Origin of the sequence: Streptomyces sp. NPDC018964, from assembly GCF_044390325.1 — a bacterium.
Taxonomy (GTDB): domain Bacteria; phylum Actinomycetota; class Actinomycetes; order Streptomycetales; family Streptomycetaceae; genus Streptomyces.
On record NZ_JBIRYZ010000033.1, the window covers coordinates 35743 to 54194 of the forward strand.

Below are 18452 nucleotides of genomic sequence, written 5' to 3' on the forward strand. Positions count from 1 at the left end.
CACCCCCGCGCGCCCCCTTGTTCGATACTCCACGCTCACGCGTGAACACCCAGCGTAACCCGAAGGGTGCCGGAGCGTTGCGCCGGGCATGGTCCGGTCCGTCGCCCCCGCAGTGCCGTTCCCCGACCGGTCGCTCACGCCGGGCGACGACGAGGTGCGGCTCTGGTACGAGAACGCGCTGGGGTGGCCCACGGTGCCCGGGGTGCCGGTGCGGCTGGCGGTGGGGGTGCGCTTCGACGTCCTGGACGTGCCCGCGGAGGCGGGACGCGCGGCGCTGGAGCACCTGGAACGCTCGGGAGGGCTCGGGCGGGGGTTCCCGGTGGCCCTGCGGGACGGCCGGATGCGGCTGCTGGTGGCGGCGGGCGGCGCGGAGGAGGTGCCGGGGCTGCTGGAGTGGCTGGACTGGGGCGCGCTGGAGCTGGACCTGGTGGCGATCGGCGCGGGAGGGCTCATGGACGCTCCCTGGCCCCCTGGCGCCGGTGCGGGTGCCGTTACTGGTGCCGGTGCCGATGCTGCAGGTGCAGGTGCCCGTGCCGGTGGTGAGGACGGTCCCACCGCCCGGCCGCTGCCCCTGGGCCGTGGTGGATCGCAGGGGGCCGCCGTGTGGCTGCGGCCCCCCGAGCCGGGACACGAGGCCGAGGCCTCGCTGCCGACGCTGTCGGCGATGGGCACGAGGAGTGGTGCACGGGGGGACGGTGACGGCCCCCCGGATCTCGTGCGGCTGGTGGACACGGTGGCGACGCAGATCCACCGAGTCCGGTTGCGGCGCGCGCATGCGGTCGCCGCGGTACGGGCCGACGGTCAGCCGTTGGCCTTCTCGTAGGCCTCGCGGATGGACGCGGGAACGCGGCCGCGGTCGTTGACCTCGTAACCGTTCTCCTTCGCCCACGCGCGGATGGCCGCAGTGTCCTGGCTGCCGCCGGAAGAAGCACGCGCCTTTCCGCGACCGCCCGAAGCACGGCCTCCCGTACGACGACCGCCCTTCACGTAAGGGTCGAGAAGGCCGCGGAGCTTGTCCGCGTTGGCGGTGGTGAGATCGATCTCGTACGTCTTGCCGTCCAACGCGAACGTCACGGTCTCGTCCGCCTCGCCGCCGTCGAGGTCGTCGACAAGAAGGACCTGAACCTTCTGTGCCACCGGATTTCCTTTCATCGATAACTTGAGGGCCGGGGTGTGCCGGCGTCCGCCGTATCGCCGCCCCTTGTTATATGCGGTACTGCAGTACTCCGGAAAGCAAACCGCTTTTGCCGTAAAAACACAAACCCCTGGGGGAGACCCGCCGCCCGCATCCGGCACGGAAACATGCGCGTTTCGGACATAGGGCACCGCCCACAGATCACAGATGCAGAAGCATCCGACTGTTGCCCAAGGTGTTCGGTTTCACGCGTTCGAGGCCGAGGAACTCCGCGACACCCTCGTCATAGGAGCGCAGCAACTCCGCGTACACATCGGTGTCGACGGGTGTCTCACCGATCTCCACGAAGCCGTGCTTGCCGAAGAAGTCCACTTCGAAGGTCAGGCAGAATACGCGGCGAACGCCGAGCCAGCGGGCGGTCTCCAGCAACTTCTCCAGCAACCGGTGCCCGACGCCCGCGCCCTTCAGGCCCGGCTTCACGGCGAGAGTGCGGACTTCCGCGAGGTCTTCCCACATCACGTGCAGGGCGCCGCAGCCGACCACCTCCGCGTTGTCGTCCCGTTCCGCCACCCAGAACTCCTGGATGTCCTCGTAAAGCGTCACCGTTGCTTTGTCGAGCAGGATGCGCCCGCGGACGTAGGCGTCAAGGAGCCGGCGTACGGCGGGGACATCGCTGGTGCGGGCCCGCCGGACCGTGATGGCTTTTGCGGGGGCTTCAGGGCTGTCTGCGGACATGTGCGGACGCTATCGTCCGCTCCGGCCCTCTGTGGAGCCGGGGTTCTCGTCGGCGGGGGTTTCCGGGAGCTGGACGATGCGGACCGCGTCGGTGAGAGCCCGACGCTGTTCCTCGCTCATCATGCCGAAGAACGCGACGAGAGCGGCGGCGGCGTTGTCACTCTGCGACCACGCTTCGTTCATCAGCGCGGCGGCGTAGGCGGCGCGAGTGGAGACCGCCTCATATCGATAGGCCCTGCCTTCCGCTTCTCGGCGCACCCAGCCCTTCTGATGGAGATTGTCCAAAACGGTCATCACCGTGGTGTACGCGATGGACCGCTCCTTCTGAAGATCTTCCAGGACTTCCCGAACGGTCACCGGGCGGTTCCACTTCCACACCCGCGTCATGACCGCGTCTTCGAGTTCTCCCAATGGGCGAGGCACAACTCAGAACAATAGTGGCGGATCACGACAATGGCGTGCCGGAGGGGCGTGATCATCAGAAAACGTGCACAAAAAGGGCGTACGACCTTGGGTCGTACGCCGGGAGGCCGGGGGCCGGGAGGGGGTGGCTGGGGTCAGGCTTCGTTCTCGGGGGTCGGCCGGGGGCCCTGTGTCCGCGCGAGGGCCGCGTCGACCGCGGCGTCCTCCTTGGTCTTGTTGGCGCCGCCCTGGGTCTTCACGATCACCCGGATCACGCCGATGAAGAAGACGGCCATGACGGCCGGGGGGAGGAGCGCGGAGACGTAGTCCATGGATCCAGGGTAGGACAGCGGGGGCCGTCAGCCGACGGCCAGGTGCCGGTCCGGCGGGGGTGGAGCGGGTTTGCGGCGGGGGAAGACCTCGCCGGGGGTGGGGATGGGGCGGGCGGGGTGAGGGGCGGGGGTGGAGGGCTTCCGGGACGGGTTCGGATTCTTCTGCGGGTCCTCGGTGGCCGCGCGGCCTCCGGGGAGGGCCAGGAGGAGGGTGCGCCGGCAGCGGTGCAGGAGGGCGGCGGCGGTGGGGTTGCCGCGCAGGGCCCGGAGGGCGGCCAGGTCGTCGGCGTGGGGGCGGTATCCGGCGCCCAGCGCCTCCTCGAGGAGCGCGAGGTAGCCGACGGCGGTGCCGGGGAGGGCGGCGCGGTAGCGGCCGAGGTCGGCCAGGAGGAAGGCGCGCAGCCGGGCGCTTTCCCGCGTCGCCTCGTCGAGGTCCGCGGCGAGGCGGAGGCAGTCCCGGAGGTCGTCGGCCAGGGTGGAGGTGGGGGTGGAGGTGGGGTACAGGGCGAGGGCGAGAGCTCGGCGGAGCACGCGCAGCTCCTCGGCGCCGAACGCCATGCCGCCGCGGGGTCCGTAGGGCGTGGGCATGCCCCGACGATACGCGCTAATCAGACAAACGCGACGTGTGGTGCTGGTGTGGCGTCGGGTGCCACCCGGGTGGGCGGGATGCCTGCGGCGCATCGTTCGGTCCGGTGGGGGCGGGCGCAGCGCCCACGGCCGGTGGGTGGGTCGGGGCCGTGTCGGGGGTGTCCGTCCTCGGACCGGCGCGGATCACGTTTCCCGGTGAGGTCGGGGGCGCGGACGCGCCGGCCACTGCGGGGCGGCCACCCCCGCCCCGCCCCCTTCCCGCCGTACGCGCCTGCCGACCGCTACCGCCGCCGCTCCCCGCGTCAGCCGCGGGCAGCCGTCCCGCTGCTCCCGCGGGCAGCCGCCCGCCGCGTCAGCCGCGGGCAGCCGCGCCGCTGGGGCGGCACGGGTGGGCGGTGGGGGTACCCCGCAAGCGCCGGGCCGCGCGAACACCCCCCGGCCCACACCCACGCCGGGGCACCCGCGGAACACCGGGCTCACAGCAGCACGGGGCACCCGCGAAGCACCGGCCCGCAGCAGCACAGGGCACCCGCGAAGCACCAGGCCTCGCAGGCGCCGCGCGTCACAGACGTGACACGTTGCGTTCGTACACCAGGCGCAGCCCCACCAGCGTCAGCCACGGCTCGTGTTCGTCGATGACCGAGCTCTCGCCCAGCACCATCGGCGCCAGCCCGCCCGTCGCGATGACCGTCACGTCCTCGGGGTCGTCCGCCAGCTCGCGGGCCATCCGGTTGACCACACCGTCGACCTGACCGGCGAATCCGTAGATGATGCCGGACTGCATCGCCTCGACCGTGTTCTTGCCGATCACACTGCGAGGGCGCGCCACCTCGATCTTCCGCAGCTGCGCGCCGCGGACGCCGAGCGCCTCGACGGAGATCTCGATGCCGGGGGCGATGACGCCGCCGACGTACTCCCCCCGCGCGGAGACCGCGTCGAACGTCGTCGCCGTGCCGAAGTCGACGACGATCGCCGGGCCGCCGTAGAGGTCGACCGCCGCGACCGCGTTGATGATGCGGTCCGCGCCGACCTCCTTGGGGTTGTCGGTGAGGATCGGCACGCCCGTCTTCACGCCCGGCTCGACCAGCACCGCCGGCACGTCCCCGTAGTAGCGGCGGGTGACCTCGCGGAGTTCGTGCAGGACGGACGGGACCGTCGCGCAGATCGCGATGCCGTCGATGCCGTCGCCCAGGTCGTCGCCCAGCAGCGGGTGCATGCCCATCAGGCCCTGGAGGAGGACCGCGAGTTCGTCGGCCGTGCGGCGCGCGTCCGTGGAGATGCGCCAGTGTTCGACGATGTCGTCGCCGTCGAAGAGGCCCAGGACGGTGTGGGTGTTGCCCACGTCGATCGTCAGCAGCATGGCCGGTCCTACTCCGCCGCTCGCAGGTCGAGGCCGATGTCGAGGATCGGCGAGGAGTGGGTGAGGGCGCCCACGGCCAGGTAGTCGACGCCCGTGTCGGCGTAGGCCTTGGCGTTGGTGAGGGTGAGGCGGCCCGAGGCCTCCAGGGCGGCGCGGCCGTCGACGAGGGCCACCGCCTCCGCGCACTCGCCGGGCGTGAAGTTGTCCAGCAGGATCAGGTCGGCACCGGCGTCCAGGACCTCGCGGAGCTGGTGCAGGGTGTCGACCTCGACCTCGATCGGGACGTCGGGGAAGCGTTCGCGGACCGCGGTGAAGGCCTCGGCGACACCGCCGGCGGCCACCACGTGGTTGTCCTTGACCAGGGCCGCGTCCGAGAGGGACATGCGGTGGTTGACGCCACCGCCGCAGCGCACGGCGAACTTCTCCAGGCTGCGCAGGCCGGGCGTGGTCTTGCGGGTGTCGCGGACCTTCGCCTTGGTGCCCTCGAGGACGTCCGCCCACGCGCGCGTGGCGGTCGCGATGCCCGACAGGCGGCACAGGAGGTTCAGGGCGCTGCGTTCCGCCGTGAGGATGTCGCGCGTGCGGGTGGTGACCGAGAGGAGCTTCTGGCCCTCCTCCACGCGGTCGCCGTCCTCCACGTGGCGTTCGACCTCGAACTCCTCCGTGCAGACGATCGACATGACGGCCTCGGCGACCCTGAGGCCCGCCACCGTGCCCGCCTCCCGCGCGGTGAAGTCGGCGGTGGCGACGGCGTCCTCCGGGATGGTCGCGACCGTCGTCACGTCCACGCCGTGGGCCAGGTCCTCCTGGAGGGCCACGTTGGCGATGTCCTCGACCTCGACGGGGTCGAGGCCGACGTCGGCCAGGAGCTGGGCGAGCGCGGGGTCGAGGCCGCACTCCAGGTAGGTCTCCTCGTCGGCGCCGCAGGCGCAGCCGTCGCCACAGCCGCCGGAGGGAACGAGGGGGAGGTCGGGGGTGGTCACTGCTGTCACTGCTCCTGGGCCTGGGGGAGGGTCGGGGGGAAGTCTGTGCCGTCGGTGGTGTGCGCCGCCAGCGATCGGTCCGGATTCAGCCGTACGACGATGTGGCGGCGCCAGGCCGTGTCGTCGCGCTCGGGACGGTCCTCGCGCCAGTGGCAGCCGCGGGTCTCCTCGCGCCGCAGTGCGGCGGCGACCAGGACGCGGGCCACGCACAGGAGGTTGGTGGCCTCCCAGGTGTCGACGCCGGGCTCGGCGGTCTTGCCGTTCTCGTCGAGGGCGTCGCGCGCTTCGGCGTGCAGGTGGTGGAGCCGGTCGGCGGCCTCGGAGAGCGACGCCTCGGAGCGCAGGACGCCCGCTCCCCGGGTCATGATCCGCTGGATGGTGAAGCGGGCCTCCGGGGGGAGGAGGGGGTGGGCGGGGCGCTCGGTGGCGGGGAGCGGCTGCGGCACGCGGGGGTGGGGGGTTCCGGCGCGCGCGATGTCGGCGGCGATGCGCTCGGCGTAGACCAGCCCCTCGAGGAGGGAGTTGGAGGCGAGGCGGTTGGCGCCGTGCACGCCGGTGCAGGCGACCTCGCCGCACGCGTACAGGCCGGGCACGGTGGTGCGGCCGTGGGAGTCGGTGCGGACGCCTCCGGAGGCGTAGTGGGCGGCCGGGGCGACCGGTACGGGCTCGGTGACCGGGTCGATGCCGTGCGCGCGGCAGGCGGCGAGGATCGTGGGGAAGCGGTGTTCCCACATCTCGGCGCCGAAGTGGCGGGCGTCGAGGTACATGTGCTCGGTGTCCCGCTCCCGCATGCGGCGCATGATGCCCTTGGCGACGATGTCGCGCGGGGCGAGTTCGGCCAGTTCGTGCTGTCCCCGCATGAAGCGCACGCCGTCGGCGTCCACCAGGTGGGCGCCCTCGCCGCGTACCGCCTCGGAGACGAGCGGCTGCTGGCCTTCCGCGTCCGGGCCGAGGAAGAGGACCGTGGGATGGAACTGGACGAATTCGAGGTCGCTCACCTCGGCGCCCGCGCGCAGGGCGAGGGCCACGCCGTCGCCCGTGGAGACGGCGGGGTTCGTGGTCGCGGAGAAGACCTGGCCCATGCCGCCGGTCGCCAGGACCACGGCGGGCGCGTGGACCGCCCCCACGCCGTCGTGCTGGCCCTCCCCCATGACGTGCAGGGTGACGCCGGCGGTGCGGCCGTCGGCGTCGGTGAGGAGGTCGAGGACGAGGGCGTTCTCGATGGTGCGCATCCCGCGTGCGCGGACCGCTTCGACGAGGGCGCGGGAGATCTCCGCGCCGGTGGCGTCGCCGCCCGCGTGGGCGATGCGGCGGCGGTGGTGGCCGCCCTCGCGGGTGAGTTCCAGGTCGCCGTCGGCCGACTCGTCGAAGTGCGCGCCGGTCTCGATGAGGCGGCGTACGGCGTCGGGGCCCTCGGTGACGAGGATGCGGACCGCTTCCTCGTCGCACAGGCCCGCGCCGGCGACCAGGGTGTCGTCCAGGTGCTGCTCGGGGGTGTCGCCCTCGCCGAGGGCCGCGGCGATGCCGCCCTGGGCCCAGCGGGTGGAGCCGTCGTCGAGGCGGGCCTTGGTGACGACCACCGTCGTCAGGCCGGCGGCCTCGCAGCGCAGGGCGGCGGTGAGGCCGGCGACGCCGGAGCCGACGACCACGACGTCCGCGTCGATGGACCATCCGGGCGCGGGCGCGTGCAGTCGTATGCCTGTGGTGGTCACGAGGCGGCTCCGAAGGTTCCGAAGGTCAGGGGGAGGTTGTCGATCAGGCGGGTGGCGCCCACGCGGGCGGCCACCGCGAGGACGGCCTCTCCGGTGAAGTCGTCGCCGATCTCGGTGAAGTCGGAGGGATCGACCAGGGCCAGGTAGTCCAGGTCGAGGGGCGGCGTGAGGCGGGCGGCCTCGTCGAGGACCAGGCGGGCGGCGGTGCGGACGGCCGCCGGGCCGCCGGCGGTCGTGGCGACGGCGTGCGCGTCGGCCGCCGCGCGGGACTCCCCTATGGCGCTGAGCGCCTCGGCACGCGCGCGCGTGGCGGGCACCTCGCTGGCCCGCGCGCGCAGCGCCTGCTGGGCGGCGTGCCGGTCGCGGCCCGCGAACAGGGCCTGGGACAGGGCGAGCGCGGTGCGCCGTTCGGCGGGCGAGAGGTAGCGGTTGCGGCTGGACAGGGCGAGCCCGTCCTCCTCGCGGACGGTGGGTACGCCGACGATCTCGACGCCGAAGTTCAGGTCCCGCACCATGCGGCGGATCAGGGCGAGCTGCTGGGCGTCCTTCTGGCCGTACAGGGCGACGTCGGGGCGGGTGAGGTGGAGCAGTTTGGCGACGACGGTGAGCACGCCGTCGAAGTGGCCGGGGCGGGCGGCGCCCTCCAGGCGTTCGCCCATGGGGCCGGCCGTGACGCGGACCTGGGGTTCGCCGCCCGGGTAGACCTCGTCCACGGACGGGGCGAAGACGGCGTCGGCGCCCGCCTGTCCGGCGAGTTCGATGTCGGCGTCCAGGGTGCGCGGGTAGCGGTCCAGGTCCTCGCCCGCGCCGAACTGCAGCGGGTTGACGAAGACGGTGACCACGACCTCGCCGTCGGGGCCGGCGATGCCCCGCGCGGTGCGGATCAGCGTGGCGTGGCCCTCGTGCAGGGCCCCCATGGTCATCACGACGGCGCGGCGGCCGGTACGCGCGCGTGCGTGCAGTTCGGCGGCGGTGCGCAGCAGGGTGGCGGTCATCGGGTGACTCCGTTCCGGGACGCGCGCGTCGTCGCGGGGGTGGGGTGGGCGGGGTGCGGGGGCGTGTCGCTCATCGGTCCTCCCCCGGGGTGCTTCCGGTGCCGTCGGCCCCGGCGGCTCCGCCGGCTCCGTCGGCGAGCACTCCGAGGAGGTCCTCGGCGAGTTCCGGTTTCAGCAGGCCGTGGGCGAGGGCGCGGTCGGCGGTCGCGCGGGCCATCGCCAGGTAGCCGGCGACGGCCCCCGGGGCGTGCCGGCGCAACTCGGTGACGTGCGCGGCGACCGTGCCCGCGTCGCCGCGCGCGACCGGGCCGGTGAGGGCCGCGTCGCCGGAGCGCAGGGCGTTGTCCAGGGCGGCGCCGAGCAGCGGGCCGAGCATCCGGTCGGGGGCCTCGACACCGGCGGTGCGCAGCAGTTCCAGGGACTGGGCGACCAGGGTGACCAGGTGGTTGGCGCCCAGGGCGAGGGCCGCGTGGTAGAGCGGGCGGTTCTCCTCGGCGATCCATTCCGGCTCGCCGCCCATCTCGACGACGAGGGCCTCGGCGGCCAGCCGCAGCTCCTCGGGGGCGGTGACGCCGAAGGAGCACCCGGCGAGGCGCTGCACGTCGACGGGGGTGCCGGCGAACGTCATCGCGGGGTGCAGGGCGAGCGGCAGGGCGCCGGCCCGCAGGGCGGGGTCGAGGACCTTCGCGCCGTACCGCCCGGAGGTGTGCACCAGCAGCTGGCCCGGCCGCACCGCGCCGGTGTCGGCGAGTCCGGCGACCAGCTCGGGCAGGGCGTCGTCCGGGACGGTCAGCAGGACCAGCTCGGCCCGCTGGAGCACCTCGGCGGGCGGCACCACCGGCACGTCGGGGAGCATCCGCTCGGCGCGCCTGCGGGAGGCGTCGGAGACGGCGGAGACGGCCACCGGGCGGTGCCCGGCGAGCTGGAGGGACGCGGCCAGGACGGGACCCACGCGTCCGGCGCCGACGACGCCGACGGTGAGCCGCGCGGGGCGGCTTCGGGGATCTGGCTGTGGGGTTGTGTTCACGCGACGGCGGCCTTCCCGTTCCAGTCCGCTCGGGGTACCGGACGATTTCTCGTCATGTTAACGCGATCGGTTCCGGGGGCGGCCGGTTGTCCACAGGCTGTGGGTTTCCGTGCGCCGTCGTGGCACACGCGCGTGCGGAAATGGTGCGGCACGCGCGCGTGCGGCGTGGACCTCCGCGCGTACGGGCCTGCGCGTACGGACCTGCGCGTACGGACCCGGGGGGTGTCCGCGCGGACGGGGCGCGGGATGATCGCGCGCATGAGTGATACGGACGGTACGAACGACACCACGGCGGTGCGGGACGAGCGGGAGCCCGGCCCGGAGGCGGACGGCGCGTCGCGGCCGGCATTGCGCGAACGGCGGATCGCCGCCTGGCGCGGCGCCCCGCGCGTGCTCGCGCGCCTCGGCTTCCTCGCCCCGCTCCGGGAGCGGCTGGCGCTGCTGGAGGACGCGGGGAGCGTGTACGACCTCGACGAGACGTCCGACGTCTACGGCGACGGTGTCGTCGAGGCCCTGGAGGAGCGGGTCGCCGGTCTGCTCGGCACCGAGGCCGCCGCGTTCTTCCCGACCGGCACGATGGCCCAGCAGGTGGCGCTGCGCTGCTGGGCCGGCCGCACCGGCGACCCTGCGGTCGCGCTGCACCCGCTCAGCCACCCCGAGGTGCACGAGCGGAACGCGTTCAGCCAGGTCAGCGGGTTGCGGCCGGTGCGGTTGACGAGCGAGCCCCGGTTTCCCACCGCCGAAGAGGTGCGCGACTTCGAGGAGCCCTTCGGGGCGCTGATGCTGGAGCTGCCGCTCAGGGACGCCGGTTTCGTGCTGCCCATGTGGGAGGAGCTGACCGAGGTGGTGGCCGCCGCGCGGGAACGCGAGGCGGTCGTGCACGTCGACGGGGCCCGGCTGTGGGAGTGCGCCGAGCACTTCGGCCGGCCGCTGGAGGAGATCGCGGGCCTCGCGGACAGCGTCTACGTGTCGTTCTACAAGTCCCTCGGCGCGTTCGGCGGCGCGGCCCTCGCCGGTCCCTCGACGCTGGTGGAGGAGGCGAAGGCCTGGCGGCACCGGTACGGGGGCAACGTGTTCCAGCAGTTCCCGACCGCGCTGTCGGCGCTGATCGGACTGGACCGGGAGCTGCCCCGGCTGCCGGAGTACGTCCGGCACGCGCGCGTGGTGGCCGCCGCGCTGCGCGAGGGCCTGGAGGCAGGGGGGTTGCCCTGGTTCCGCGTCCACCCGGAGGTGCCACACACCCACGACTTCCAGGTGTGGCTGCCGTACGAGGCGGATGTGGTCGCCGAGGCGGCGATCGCGGCGGCGGAGGAGACGGGGGCGATGCTCTTCGCCAATTCCTGGGACCCGAAGGGGCCGGGGGTGTCCGCCACGGAGGTGTACGTGCGGTCCGACGGCCTGGAGTGGAGCGTCGGGGACGTGCGGGAGGCGGCGGAGGAGTTCGCGCGGCGGCTGCGGGCGGCCTGAGGGGCTGAATTTCTGCCGGACGGGCTGAAAGGACAGCCTCTCCGGCGTTTGAGGAGCGGGGGTCCGGAGGCAGCGCCCCCGGGGGACGGGAACGGGAAGGGGCGGCGGGGGCGACAAACCCCTGCATCATGTGATGCATGAGCGTGGACATAGACATCGCCGGTCTCCGGCAGGAGCGCGTCGCCGTCGTGCCCTCGCCCCTCGCCGAGCTCGGCATGGCGCTGCACACGCTGTCCGAACCGGGGCACCACCCGGGGCTCCAGGGCTGGGTGACGGGTGTGACCGCGCGGCTGGACCCGCACCTCGCGGACCGGATGTGCGAGGCCGACTTCCTGTGGCGCACGACGTTCTCCGACCTGTTCCTGCCGAGCGCCGGCCTGCCGGGCCGCACGACGCTCCCGGGCGGGACCCTCGACGAGGAACTGGACCTGCTGGACAAGCTCTCCGACGAGCAGTTCGTGGACGCCGCCCTGGAGTTCACCTGCGCGCTTCCCTACGGCGCTCCGGGCGCGGGCCCGCTCACCGACGGAGAACTGCGGCGCCGCTCGCTGGAACTGGCCGCCGCGCGGGGGCCGCGCCAGGCGGAGTTCACCGAGCGGCTGCTCGCCGACCCGCCGCGGATCAGGACCTGGCTGCGGCAGTTCCTGCGGGACTGCGACGAGGCGTTCTTCGCCGAGGCGTGGTCCCGGCTGCGGCATCAGCTCGCCGCGGACACCCGCCTCAAGACCGACCTGCTCCGGCGCAAGGGACTGGCCGAGGCGCTGGCGGCGGTGTCGCCCGCGGTGACGCTCGACGAGGCCGCCGGGCGGATCACCGTCGACAAGCTGGGCGAGGGGCGTACGGCCACGGGTGACGGCGGGCTGCTGCTGATCCCGACCGGTCTCGGCCGGCCGCACCTGATGGTGCTGCACCGGCACGGCTGGCAGCCGGTGCTGCACTACCCGGTCGGCTCCGCCGAGCCGACCGCCCCGCCGACGGTCGAGCAGCTGGCCCTGCGGATGACCGCGCTGTCCCACCCGGTCCGCATGCGCTTGTGCCGCAACCTCGCCCGCAGCGCGTACACCACCGGCGAGCTGGTCCGGATGCACGGCATGACGGCGCCGGAGATATCCCGGCACCTGGGTGTGCTGAAGAAGGCCGGCCTGGTCACCACCCGCCGCCGTGGGCGGTACGTGCTGCACCAGCTGGACGTGGCGGTGGTGGCCCGGCTCGGCGGCGACTTCCTGGAGGGGATCCTGCGCTGACGGCGCGTACGGTGTCCGTCAGTCGAAGCGGATGTGGCGGACGCCCACGCCCGCCTGCCGCAGCCGGGTCCGCAGCCGGCCCTCATGATCGGGGAGCAGGGTCAGTCCGGCCAGGACGGCGATGCGGTCCGCCGTCTTCGGCACCGTGGTGTGGTCCGTCCACAGGTGCTCGGCGAACTCCGGCTCGCTCAGCCGCTCCAGGCAGTGGTCGAGTCGCCGCACCGCCCAGCTCTCCCGACGCGGGGCCGTCCGTTCAGCCGTGTCCGCCGGCCCGTACCAGACCCGTCTCGTAGGCGAGGACGACCACCTGTACGCGGTCGCGCAGGCCCAGTTTGGTCAGGATGCGCCCCACGTGGGTCTTCACGGTCGCCTCGGACAGCACCAGGCGGGCCGCGATCTCGCCGTTGGACAGGCCCTGCGCGACCAGCACCATGACCTCCCGCTCACGCTCGGTGAGGCGCTCCAGCTCCTTGTGCTCGGGCTGCTTGCCCGTGCTGGGCAGCATCGGCGCGAACCGGTCCAGGAGCCGGCGGGTGGTGGACGGGGCGACCACGGCGTCGCCGCTGTGCACCGCGCGGATCGCGGCGAGCAGTTCGCCCGGCGGCACGTCCTTGAGCATGAAGCCGGACGCGCCCGCCTTCAGCCCGGAGAAGGCGTACTCGTCGAGGTCGAAGGTGGTGAGGATCAGCACCTTCGGCGGGTCGGTGTCCGCGCAGATCCGGCGGGTCGTCTCCACGCCGTCGAGCTTGGGCATGCGGACGTCCATCAGCACCACGTCGACGGCGGTGGACCGCAGCACCTCCAGGGCCTCGACCCCGTTGCCCGCCTCCGCCACGACGTCCATGTCCGGCTGGGCGGCGAGCACCATCCGGAACCCGGTGCGCAGCAGCACCTGGTCGTCGACGAGCATCACGCGGATCGTCATCGGGGCCTCTTCCATTCGGTCGTCAGGTCGTCGCAGGGGGGTGTGACAGGTGTCAACAGGGGGCGTGCGTGGGCGTCAATGCGCGGGTTTGAGCGGCAGCAGCACACTGATGCGGAATCCTCCGCCGGGACGCGGGCCCGCGTCCAGGGTGCCGCCGACCATACCGACCCGCTCGCGCATGCCGATCAGGCCGTGGCCCTGCCCGTCGAAGCCGCCCTCCTCGTACAGCTCGTGCGGGGCGCCCTTGCCGTCGTCCTCCACGAGGAGGCCGAGACCGTCGTCGAAGTACACCAGGCGCACGCTGGCGCCCGCGTTGGGCCCGCCGTGCTTGCGGGTGTTGGTGAGCGCCTCCTGCACGATGCGGTACGCGGTGAGCTCGACGCCGCTGGGCAGCGGGCGCGGAGTGCCCTCGACCTTGAAGTCCACCGGCAGTCCGGACCCCCGGCACTGCTCGACGAGGTCCTCTATCTGCCGCACGTCGGGCTGCGGCACGTACTCCCCGGCCTCCTGGTGCTCGCCGGTGCGCAGCACGCCCAGCAGGCGGCGCATCTCGGCGAGGGCCTGGCGGCCGGTGGAGGAGATCGTCTCCAGGGCCTTCTTGGCCTGGTCGGGGGCGGCGTCGAGGACGTAGGCGGCGCCGTCGGCCTGCACCACCATCACCGACACGTTGTGGGCGACGACGTCGTGCAGCTCGCGGGCTATCCGGGCGCGTTCGGCGGCGACCGCGACCTTGGCCTGCGCCTCGCGCTCCTTCTCCAGCCGGGCGGCCCGCTCCTCCAGCTGTGCGAAGTACGCGCGGCGGGTGCGGATGGAGTCGCCGAGCACCCAGGCGAGGGCGAACGGCACCGCCTGGAAGATCGCTATGGCGATGTTCTGCGCCGTACTCGCCTCGGGGTCGGGCCAGCGCAACTGTGCCAGCGGGGCCGCGACCAGGGCGGCGGAGAGCGCGAGACGGGAGGACCAGCGCGCCCCGACCGCCGCGACCGTGTAGACGATCACCAGCAGGGCGAAGTCGGCGGGCAGTACCGCCACGTCCGTGATCAGCTGCCCCGCGCCCACGACGAGGGCGAGGACCAGCATCCGCTCGGGCATCCGGCGGCGCAGCGCGACGACCAGCGACAGCAGCAGCACGACCGGCACGGTGAGCGCGGGCAGCTCCTCCCCCCGGGACTCCGCCATGGTCACCCCGCCGAGGACCGAAATCCCGAACAGGACCACGGCCCAGAAGCCGTCGACCCACGTCGGGTGTCTGCGGAGGAAATCGTAGAGGAGCTGCACGTAACCCAGCGTAGGGAAGCGAAATGCGTGCAGGGGTCAACCGGAGGACCGATCCCCGGTCGGCGCGTGTACTCCGCAAGGTGGAGGGCCGGCACGTCCGCGCGCTTAACCTGGGCCGGTGACGAGGGTGACGGCGGAGGTGTGGAACCGGTGACGGCAGGGGCCGTGGAGGGCGGTGGGCGGGGCTGGCGGGCGGCGGCCCAGGACGCCCTGTACGGTCCTGGCGGCTTCTACCGCGGGCCCGGCGCGGGCCCGGCCGGGCACTTCCGTACGTCCGTGCACGCCTCGCCGTTGTTCGCCCGCGCGGTGGCGCGGCTGCTGTGCCGGGTCGACGAGGCGCTGGGGCGGCCGGCGGTGCTCGACTTCGTGGACATGGCGGCCGGGCGGGGCGAGCTGGTCACCGGCGTCCTCGCCGCGCTGCCCGCCGGCGTGGCGCCGCGCGTGCGCGCGTACGCCGTCGAGCTCGCCGGGCGGCCCGCCGGACTGGATCACCGGATCGAGTGGCGGGCCGAGCCCCCGGAGGGGATCACGGGACTGCTCTTCGCCAACGAGTGGCTGGACAACGTGCCCGTGGACGTCGCCGAGGTGGACCCCTCGGGCATGCCGCGGCTGGTGCTGGTGCGGGAGGACGGGACGGAGCGGCTCGGGGAGCCGGTCGCGGGCGCGGAGGCCGCGTGGCTGGCACGGTGGTGGCCGCTGGGTGCCGCGGAAGGGCTCCGCGCGGAGATCGGGCTGCCCCGGGACCGGGCCTGGGCATCGGCCGTCGGCACGCTCGCGCGGGGGCTCGCCGTCGCCGTGGACTACGCGCACACGGCCGCCGCGCGGCCGCCGTTCGGGACGCTCACCGCGTTCCGGGAGGGGCGGGAGACGACGCCCGTGCCGGACGGGTCGTGCGACCTCACCGCGCACGTCGCCCTGGACGCGTGCGCCGCGGCCTGCGCGCTCCCCGGCACGCGCCTGCTGACCCAGCGGGACGCCCTGCGCGCCCTGGGCCTCAGCGGCGCACGCCCCCCGCTCACGCTGGCGTCCACCGACCCGGCCGGGTACGTGCGCGCCCTCGCGGGCGCCGGCGAGGCCGCCGAACTCACCGCGCCGGGCGGACTCGGCGACTTCGGGTGGCTGGTGCAGCCGGTGGGGGACGCGGACGTACGGGACCTATTTGTCGATGTCCCCGACGACGAAGAACATTGACCCGAGGATCGCCACCATGTCCGCGACCAGCGTCCCCGGCAGCAGTTCGGTGAGCGCCTGGATGTTGTTGTACGACGCCGAGCGCAGCTTCAGCCGGTACGGGGTCTTCTCGCCCTTGCTGACCAGGTAGTAGCCGTTGATGCCGAGCGGGTTCTCGGTCCACGCGTACGTGTGCCCCTCGGGCGCCTTGAGCACCTTCGGGAGCCGCTGGTTGACCGGGCCCGGGGGCAGCTCGGCGAGCCGGTCGAGGCAGGCGTCGGCGAGGTCGAGGGCGTTGTGGGTCTGCTCCAGGAGGCACTCGAAGCGGGCGAGGCAGTCGCCCTCCGCGCGGGTCACCACCTTCAGGACGTCGCCCAGTTCGCCGTAGGCGAGGTACGGCTCGTCGCGGCGCAGGTCGAAGTCGACGCCGGAGCCGCGCGCGATCGGCCCGCTCACGCCGTACGCGTGCACGGCGTCGGGGGACAGTACGCCGACGCCGCGCGTGCGGCCGCGGAAGATCTCGTTGCCGAGCACCAGGTCGTCGAAGCGGTCCATGCGGGAGCGGACGTCGGCGACGGCGCCGCGCGCACGCGTGGTCCATCCGGCGGGGAGGTCCTCCTTGAGGCCGCCCACGCGGTTGAACATGTAGTGCATGCGCCCGCCGGAGACCTCCTCCATGACGTGCTGGAGCTCCTCGCGCTCCCGGAAGGCGTAGAAGATCGGGGTGATGCCGCCCAGTTCCAGCGGGTAGGAGCCGAGGAACATCAGGTGGTTGAGCACCCGGTTCAGCTCCGCGAGCAGCGTGCGCAGCCACACCGCGCGCTCGGGGACCTCCATGCCGAGCATCCGCTCCACGGCGAGGACCACGCCCAGCTCGTTGGAGAACGCCGACAGCCAGTCGTGGCGGTTGGCCAGCATGATGATCTGGCGGTAGTCGCGGGCCTCGAACAGTTTCTCCGCACCCCGGTGCATGTAGCCGATCACGGGCTCCGCGCGGACGATGCGCTCGCCGTCCAGGACGAGCTTCAGCCGCAGCACGCCGTGCGTGGACGGGTGCTGGGGTCCGATGTTGAGCACCATGTCGGTGCTCTCCGCCGCGCCGCCGATACCGACCATGGTCTCCGTCGTAGGAGTCATGAACACAGTCTCCCCTACGTACGCTGGGCCCATGGAGACGGGGAGCCCGCACGACACGGGGACGGCGGGGACGGCGGGAACGGGCGGACCGGCGGACCGGGACGGCGAGGGACCGGCGTGGATCGCGCTGCCCCCGGGGCTGCTGCGGATGCGGCGGCTGCTGCTGGTGATGTGGCTGGGGCTGCTGACCCTGGCCACCGCGCTGGTACCGGGGCTGCTGGCCGGGCCCGGCTGGGCCGCCTTCGCGCTGCTGCCGCTGGCCCTGCTGGTCTGGGGCTGGGTGATGCTGGAGCGGAACTGGCGTTCCTGGCGGTACGCGGAGCGCGCCGACGACCTGCTGATCAGCCGGGGCGTGCTGTGGCGCGAGGAGACGGTCGTGCCGTACGGGCGGATGCAGCTGGTCGAGGTCACCTCCGGGCCCGTGGAACGGCACTTCGGGCTGGCCAGCGTGCAGCTCCACACGGCCGCGGCGGCGACCGACGCCACCATCCCCGGCCTCGACCCGGCCGAGGCGGAACGGCTGCGCGACCGGCTCACCGAGCTCGGCGAGGCCCGATCGGCGGGGCTGTGACGGCCCCCGACGTCCACGGGGACGCACCCGGCCGGCCGCCCGTGACCGAGAGGCGGCTGCACCCCGTCACACCGCTCAGGCGGGCGTGGGCGCCCGTCGCGGTGCTGATCGGGTGGGCGCTGCACGACCCCGACCAGGCGCAGCGCCAGCTGACCCGGCTGACGACCACCACCCTGCTGATCGGTCTCGCCGTGCTCATCCCGGCGGCCGCCCTCTACGGCTTCCTGACCTGGTGGTTCACCCACTTCGCGGTGACCGGGGGCGAGCTGCGCATCCGGACCGGGCTGCTGTTCCGGCGCACCGCGCACATCCGGCTCGAGCGGATCCAGGCCATCGACGTCACCCAGCCGCTGCTCGCGCGGGTGGCGGGCGTGGCGAAGCTCAGGATCGACGTCATAGGCACCGACAAGAAGGACGAACTCGCCTTCCTGGGCGCCGACGAGGCGCGTGCGCTGCGCGCGGAACTCCTCGCGCGGGCGGCGGGTTTCGCACCGGAGACCGCGCACGAGGTGGGCGAGGCGCCGTCCCGGCAGATGCTGCGGGTGCCGCCGGGCGTCCTCGCCGTCTCCCTGCTGCTGACCGGGGCGACCTGGGGCTGGCTCATCGTCGCCGCCGTCGTGGTGCCGCTGCTGTGGACGGCCACCCACAGCCTGTGGACGGTGCTCGCCGCGGCCGTGCCGCTGTTCGGCGCCGCGGGCGCGAGCAGTGTGGGCCGGTTCGTCGCCGAGTACGACTGGACGCTGGGCGAGTCGCCCGACGGGCTGCGCATCGACCACGGGCTGCTGGACCGGGCGCACGAGACGGTGCCGCCGGGGCGCGTGCAGACCGTACGGCTGGTCGAGCCGCTGCTGTGGCGGCGGCGGGGCTGGGTGCGGGTGGAGCTGGACGTGGCGGGTTCGTCCAACTCCCTGCTGCTGCCGGTCGCTCCGCGCGAGCTCGCCGAGTCGGTCGTCGCGCGGGTGCTGCCCGGGGTGGGCGTGCCCCCGCGCGAGGCGCTCTCCCGGCCGCCGCGCCGCGCGCGGTGGCGCGTTCCGTTGTGGTGGCGGGGCTACGGACTCGCCGTCACCGACGCGGTGTTCGTCACCCGCCACGGACTGCTGCGACGCGGCCTGTCCCTGGTGCCGCACGCCAAGGTGCAGAGCGTACGGCTGGTCCAGGGCCCCTGGCGGCGGGCCTTGGGCGTCGCGGACGTCCACGTGGACACCGGCGCGAACAAGTCGGTGACGGCCCGCCTGAGGGACGCCGCGGAGGCGGCCGCCCTCCTGCGCTCCCAGGCGGAGCGCTCCCGCACCGGCCGCAGGGACGCCCGCCCGGACCGCTGGATGGCCTGACCCGCACGGGCACGGTGCACGGGGGGCGGGGAAGGACCGAAGACCGTGCGCCGGTCGCGG

Annotated in this window: 19 protein-coding genes and 1 pseudogene; 6 read left to right on the plus strand and 14 right to left on the minus strand. The window is 73.7% G+C overall.

What is annotated here, in order from left to right; translation table 11 throughout:
• Positions 1-88 precede the first annotated feature (88 nt).
• Positions 89-823 carry an SCO3374 family protein gene (locus tag ACH5AO_RS34315; RefSeq protein WP_398931623.1) on the plus strand — a complete coding sequence of 245 codons (735 nt, stop codon included), beginning with the start codon at positions 89-91 and terminating at the stop codon, positions 821-823.
• On the opposite strand, the gene ACH5AO_RS34320 is transcribed toward ACH5AO_RS34315, so the two are convergent.
• From ACH5AO_RS34320 to ACH5AO_RS34365, 10 genes are all read right to left on the minus strand, one after another.
• The gene (locus tag ACH5AO_RS34320) at positions 802-1137 is read right to left on the minus strand and encodes an Lsr2 family protein (RefSeq protein ID WP_004928054.1); all 336 of its coding nucleotides are present in this window, start codon (positions 1135-1137) and stop codon (positions 802-804) included. The genes ACH5AO_RS34315 and ACH5AO_RS34320 overlap by 22 nt on opposite strands.
• A gap of 199 nt (positions 1138-1336) precedes the next feature.
• Entirely contained in the window at positions 1337-1870 is a 534-nt protein-coding gene (locus ACH5AO_RS34325; protein WP_398931625.1) for an amino-acid N-acetyltransferase, read from the minus strand.
• A 9-nt stretch (positions 1871-1879) separates the two neighbouring features.
• Positions 1880-2281 carry a BlaI/MecI/CopY family transcriptional regulator gene (locus ACH5AO_RS34330; protein WP_398931627.1) on the minus strand — a complete coding sequence of 134 codons (402 nt, stop codon included), beginning with the start codon at positions 2279-2281 and terminating at the stop codon, positions 1880-1882.
• Between the two features lie 146 nt (positions 2282-2427).
• On the minus strand, positions 2428-2604 hold the full coding sequence (locus tag ACH5AO_RS34335; RefSeq protein ID WP_398931629.1) for a hypothetical protein: 177 nt from the start codon (positions 2602-2604) through the stop codon (positions 2428-2430).
• Positions 2605-2631: 27 nt separating this feature from the next.
• A complete protein-coding gene (locus ACH5AO_RS34340; protein ID WP_398931631.1) occupies positions 2632-3192 on the minus strand; it encodes a hypothetical protein in 561 nt (186 codons plus the stop codon).
• Positions 3193-3754: 562 nt separating this feature from the next.
• Positions 3755-4552 carry a type III pantothenate kinase gene (locus ACH5AO_RS34345; protein ID WP_398931633.1) on the minus strand — a complete coding sequence of 266 codons (798 nt, stop codon included), beginning with the start codon at positions 4550-4552 and terminating at the stop codon, positions 3755-3757.
• An 8-nt stretch (positions 4553-4560) separates the two neighbouring features.
• Positions 4561-5535: a carboxylating nicotinate-nucleotide diphosphorylase gene (nadC, locus tag ACH5AO_RS34350; RefSeq protein ID WP_398931708.1), complete on the minus strand. Its 975-nt coding sequence runs from the start codon at positions 5533-5535 to the stop codon at positions 4561-4563.
• 5 nt (positions 5536-5540) lie between these two features.
• Positions 5541-7247 (minus strand): L-aspartate oxidase, encoded by a 1707-nt coding sequence (locus tag ACH5AO_RS34355; protein WP_398931635.1) that lies wholly within the window; start codon positions 7245-7247, stop codon positions 5541-5543.
• Entirely contained in the window at positions 7244-8242 is a 999-nt protein-coding gene (gene panC, locus ACH5AO_RS34360; protein WP_398931638.1) for a pantoate--beta-alanine ligase, read from the minus strand. Before panC ends, ACH5AO_RS34355 begins: the two co-directional genes overlap by 4 nt.
• Positions 8243-8312: 70 nt before the next feature.
• A complete protein-coding gene (locus ACH5AO_RS34365; protein WP_398931641.1) occupies positions 8313-9269 on the minus strand; it encodes a Rossmann-like and DUF2520 domain-containing protein in 957 nt (318 codons plus the stop codon).
• A gap of 246 nt (positions 9270-9515) precedes the next feature.
• On the opposite strand from ACH5AO_RS34365, the gene ACH5AO_RS34370 reads away from it, so the two are divergent.
• Positions 9516-10736 carry a threonine aldolase family protein gene (locus ACH5AO_RS34370; RefSeq protein ID WP_398931643.1) on the plus strand — a complete coding sequence of 407 codons (1221 nt, stop codon included), beginning with the start codon at positions 9516-9518 and terminating at the stop codon, positions 10734-10736.
• A gap of 137 nt (positions 10737-10873) precedes the next feature.
• A complete protein-coding gene (locus tag ACH5AO_RS34375) occupies positions 10874-11980 on the plus strand; it encodes a DUF5937 family protein (RefSeq protein WP_398931645.1) in 1107 nt (368 codons plus the stop codon).
• 18 nt (positions 11981-11998) lie between these two features.
• Here ACH5AO_RS34375 and ACH5AO_RS34380 read toward each other — a convergent pair.
• The 3 genes and pseudogenes from ACH5AO_RS34380 to ACH5AO_RS34390 form a co-directional block, all read right to left on the minus strand.
• Positions 11999-12223: pseudogene (locus tag ACH5AO_RS34380) on the minus strand (ATP-binding protein); the annotation flags it as partial.
• A gap of 10 nt (positions 12224-12233) precedes the next feature.
• A complete protein-coding gene (locus ACH5AO_RS34385; RefSeq protein WP_073936742.1) occupies positions 12234-12905 on the minus strand; it encodes a response regulator transcription factor in 672 nt (223 codons plus the stop codon).
• A gap of 75 nt (positions 12906-12980) precedes the next feature.
• A complete protein-coding gene (locus tag ACH5AO_RS34390) occupies positions 12981-14183 on the minus strand; it encodes a sensor histidine kinase (RefSeq protein WP_398931647.1) in 1203 nt (400 codons plus the stop codon).
• A 141-nt stretch (positions 14184-14324) separates the two neighbouring features.
• On the opposite strand from ACH5AO_RS34390, the gene ACH5AO_RS34395 reads away from it, so the two are divergent.
• The gene (locus ACH5AO_RS34395) at positions 14325-15374 is read left to right on the plus strand and encodes an SAM-dependent methyltransferase (RefSeq protein ID WP_398931649.1); all 1050 of its coding nucleotides are present in this window, start codon (positions 14325-14327) and stop codon (positions 15372-15374) included.
• On the opposite strand, the gene ACH5AO_RS34400 is transcribed toward ACH5AO_RS34395, so the two are convergent.
• Positions 15339-16490, minus strand: coding sequence for an NADH-quinone oxidoreductase subunit D (locus ACH5AO_RS34400; RefSeq protein WP_398931651.1), 1152 nt, complete (start codon positions 16488-16490; stop codon positions 15339-15341). The two genes, ACH5AO_RS34395 and ACH5AO_RS34400, sit on opposite strands and share 36 nt — an antisense overlap.
• A gap of 31 nt (positions 16491-16521) precedes the next feature.
• On the opposite strand from ACH5AO_RS34400, the gene ACH5AO_RS34405 reads away from it, so the two are divergent.
• On the plus strand, positions 16522-17061 hold the full coding sequence (locus ACH5AO_RS34405) for a PH domain-containing protein (protein WP_398931653.1): 540 nt from the start codon (positions 16522-16524) through the stop codon (positions 17059-17061).
• The gene (locus tag ACH5AO_RS34410) at positions 17058-18392 is read left to right on the plus strand and encodes a PH domain-containing protein (RefSeq protein ID WP_398931655.1); all 1335 of its coding nucleotides are present in this window, start codon (positions 17058-17060) and stop codon (positions 18390-18392) included. Before ACH5AO_RS34405 ends, ACH5AO_RS34410 begins: the two co-directional genes overlap by 4 nt.
• Positions 18393-18452 lie beyond the last annotated feature (60 nt).

Bases quoted from the DNA above. Each gene is read 5' to 3' on its own strand.
- ACH5AO_RS34340 (WP_398931631.1), bottom strand. From the start codon at position 3,192: ATGCCCACGCCCTACGGACCCCGCGGCGGCATGGCGTTCGGCGCCGAG.
- ACH5AO_RS34375 (WP_398931645.1), top strand. From the start codon at position 10,874: ATGAGCGTGGACATAGACATCGCCGGTCTCCGGCAGGAGCGCGTCGCC.
- ACH5AO_RS34385 (WP_073936742.1), bottom strand. From the start codon at position 12,905: ATGACGATCCGCGTGATGCTCGTCGACGACCAGGTGCTGCTGCGCACC.
- ACH5AO_RS34315 (WP_398931623.1), top strand. From the start codon at position 89: ATGGTCCGGTCCGTCGCCCCCGCAGTGCCGTTCCCCGACCGGTCGCTC.
- ACH5AO_RS34370 (WP_398931643.1), top strand. From the start codon at position 9,516: ATGATCGCGCGCATGAGTGATACGGACGGTACGAACGACACCACGGCG.
- ACH5AO_RS34325 (WP_398931625.1), bottom strand. From the start codon at position 1,870: ATGTCCGCAGACAGCCCTGAAGCCCCCGCAAAAGCCATCACGGTCCGG.
- panC (WP_398931638.1), bottom strand. From the start codon at position 8,242: ATGACCGCCACCCTGCTGCGCACCGCCGCCGAACTGCACGCACGCGCG.
- ACH5AO_RS34335 (WP_398931629.1), bottom strand. From the start codon at position 2,604: ATGGACTACGTCTCCGCGCTCCTCCCCCCGGCCGTCATGGCCGTCTTC.
- ACH5AO_RS34405 (WP_398931653.1), top strand. From the start codon at position 16,522: ATGGAGACGGGGAGCCCGCACGACACGGGGACGGCGGGGACGGCGGGA.
- ACH5AO_RS34345 (WP_398931633.1), bottom strand. From the start codon at position 4,552: ATGCTGCTGACGATCGACGTGGGCAACACCCACACCGTCCTGGGCCTC.
- ACH5AO_RS34400 (WP_398931651.1), bottom strand. From the start codon at position 16,490: ATGACTCCTACGACGGAGACCATGGTCGGTATCGGCGGCGCGGCGGAG.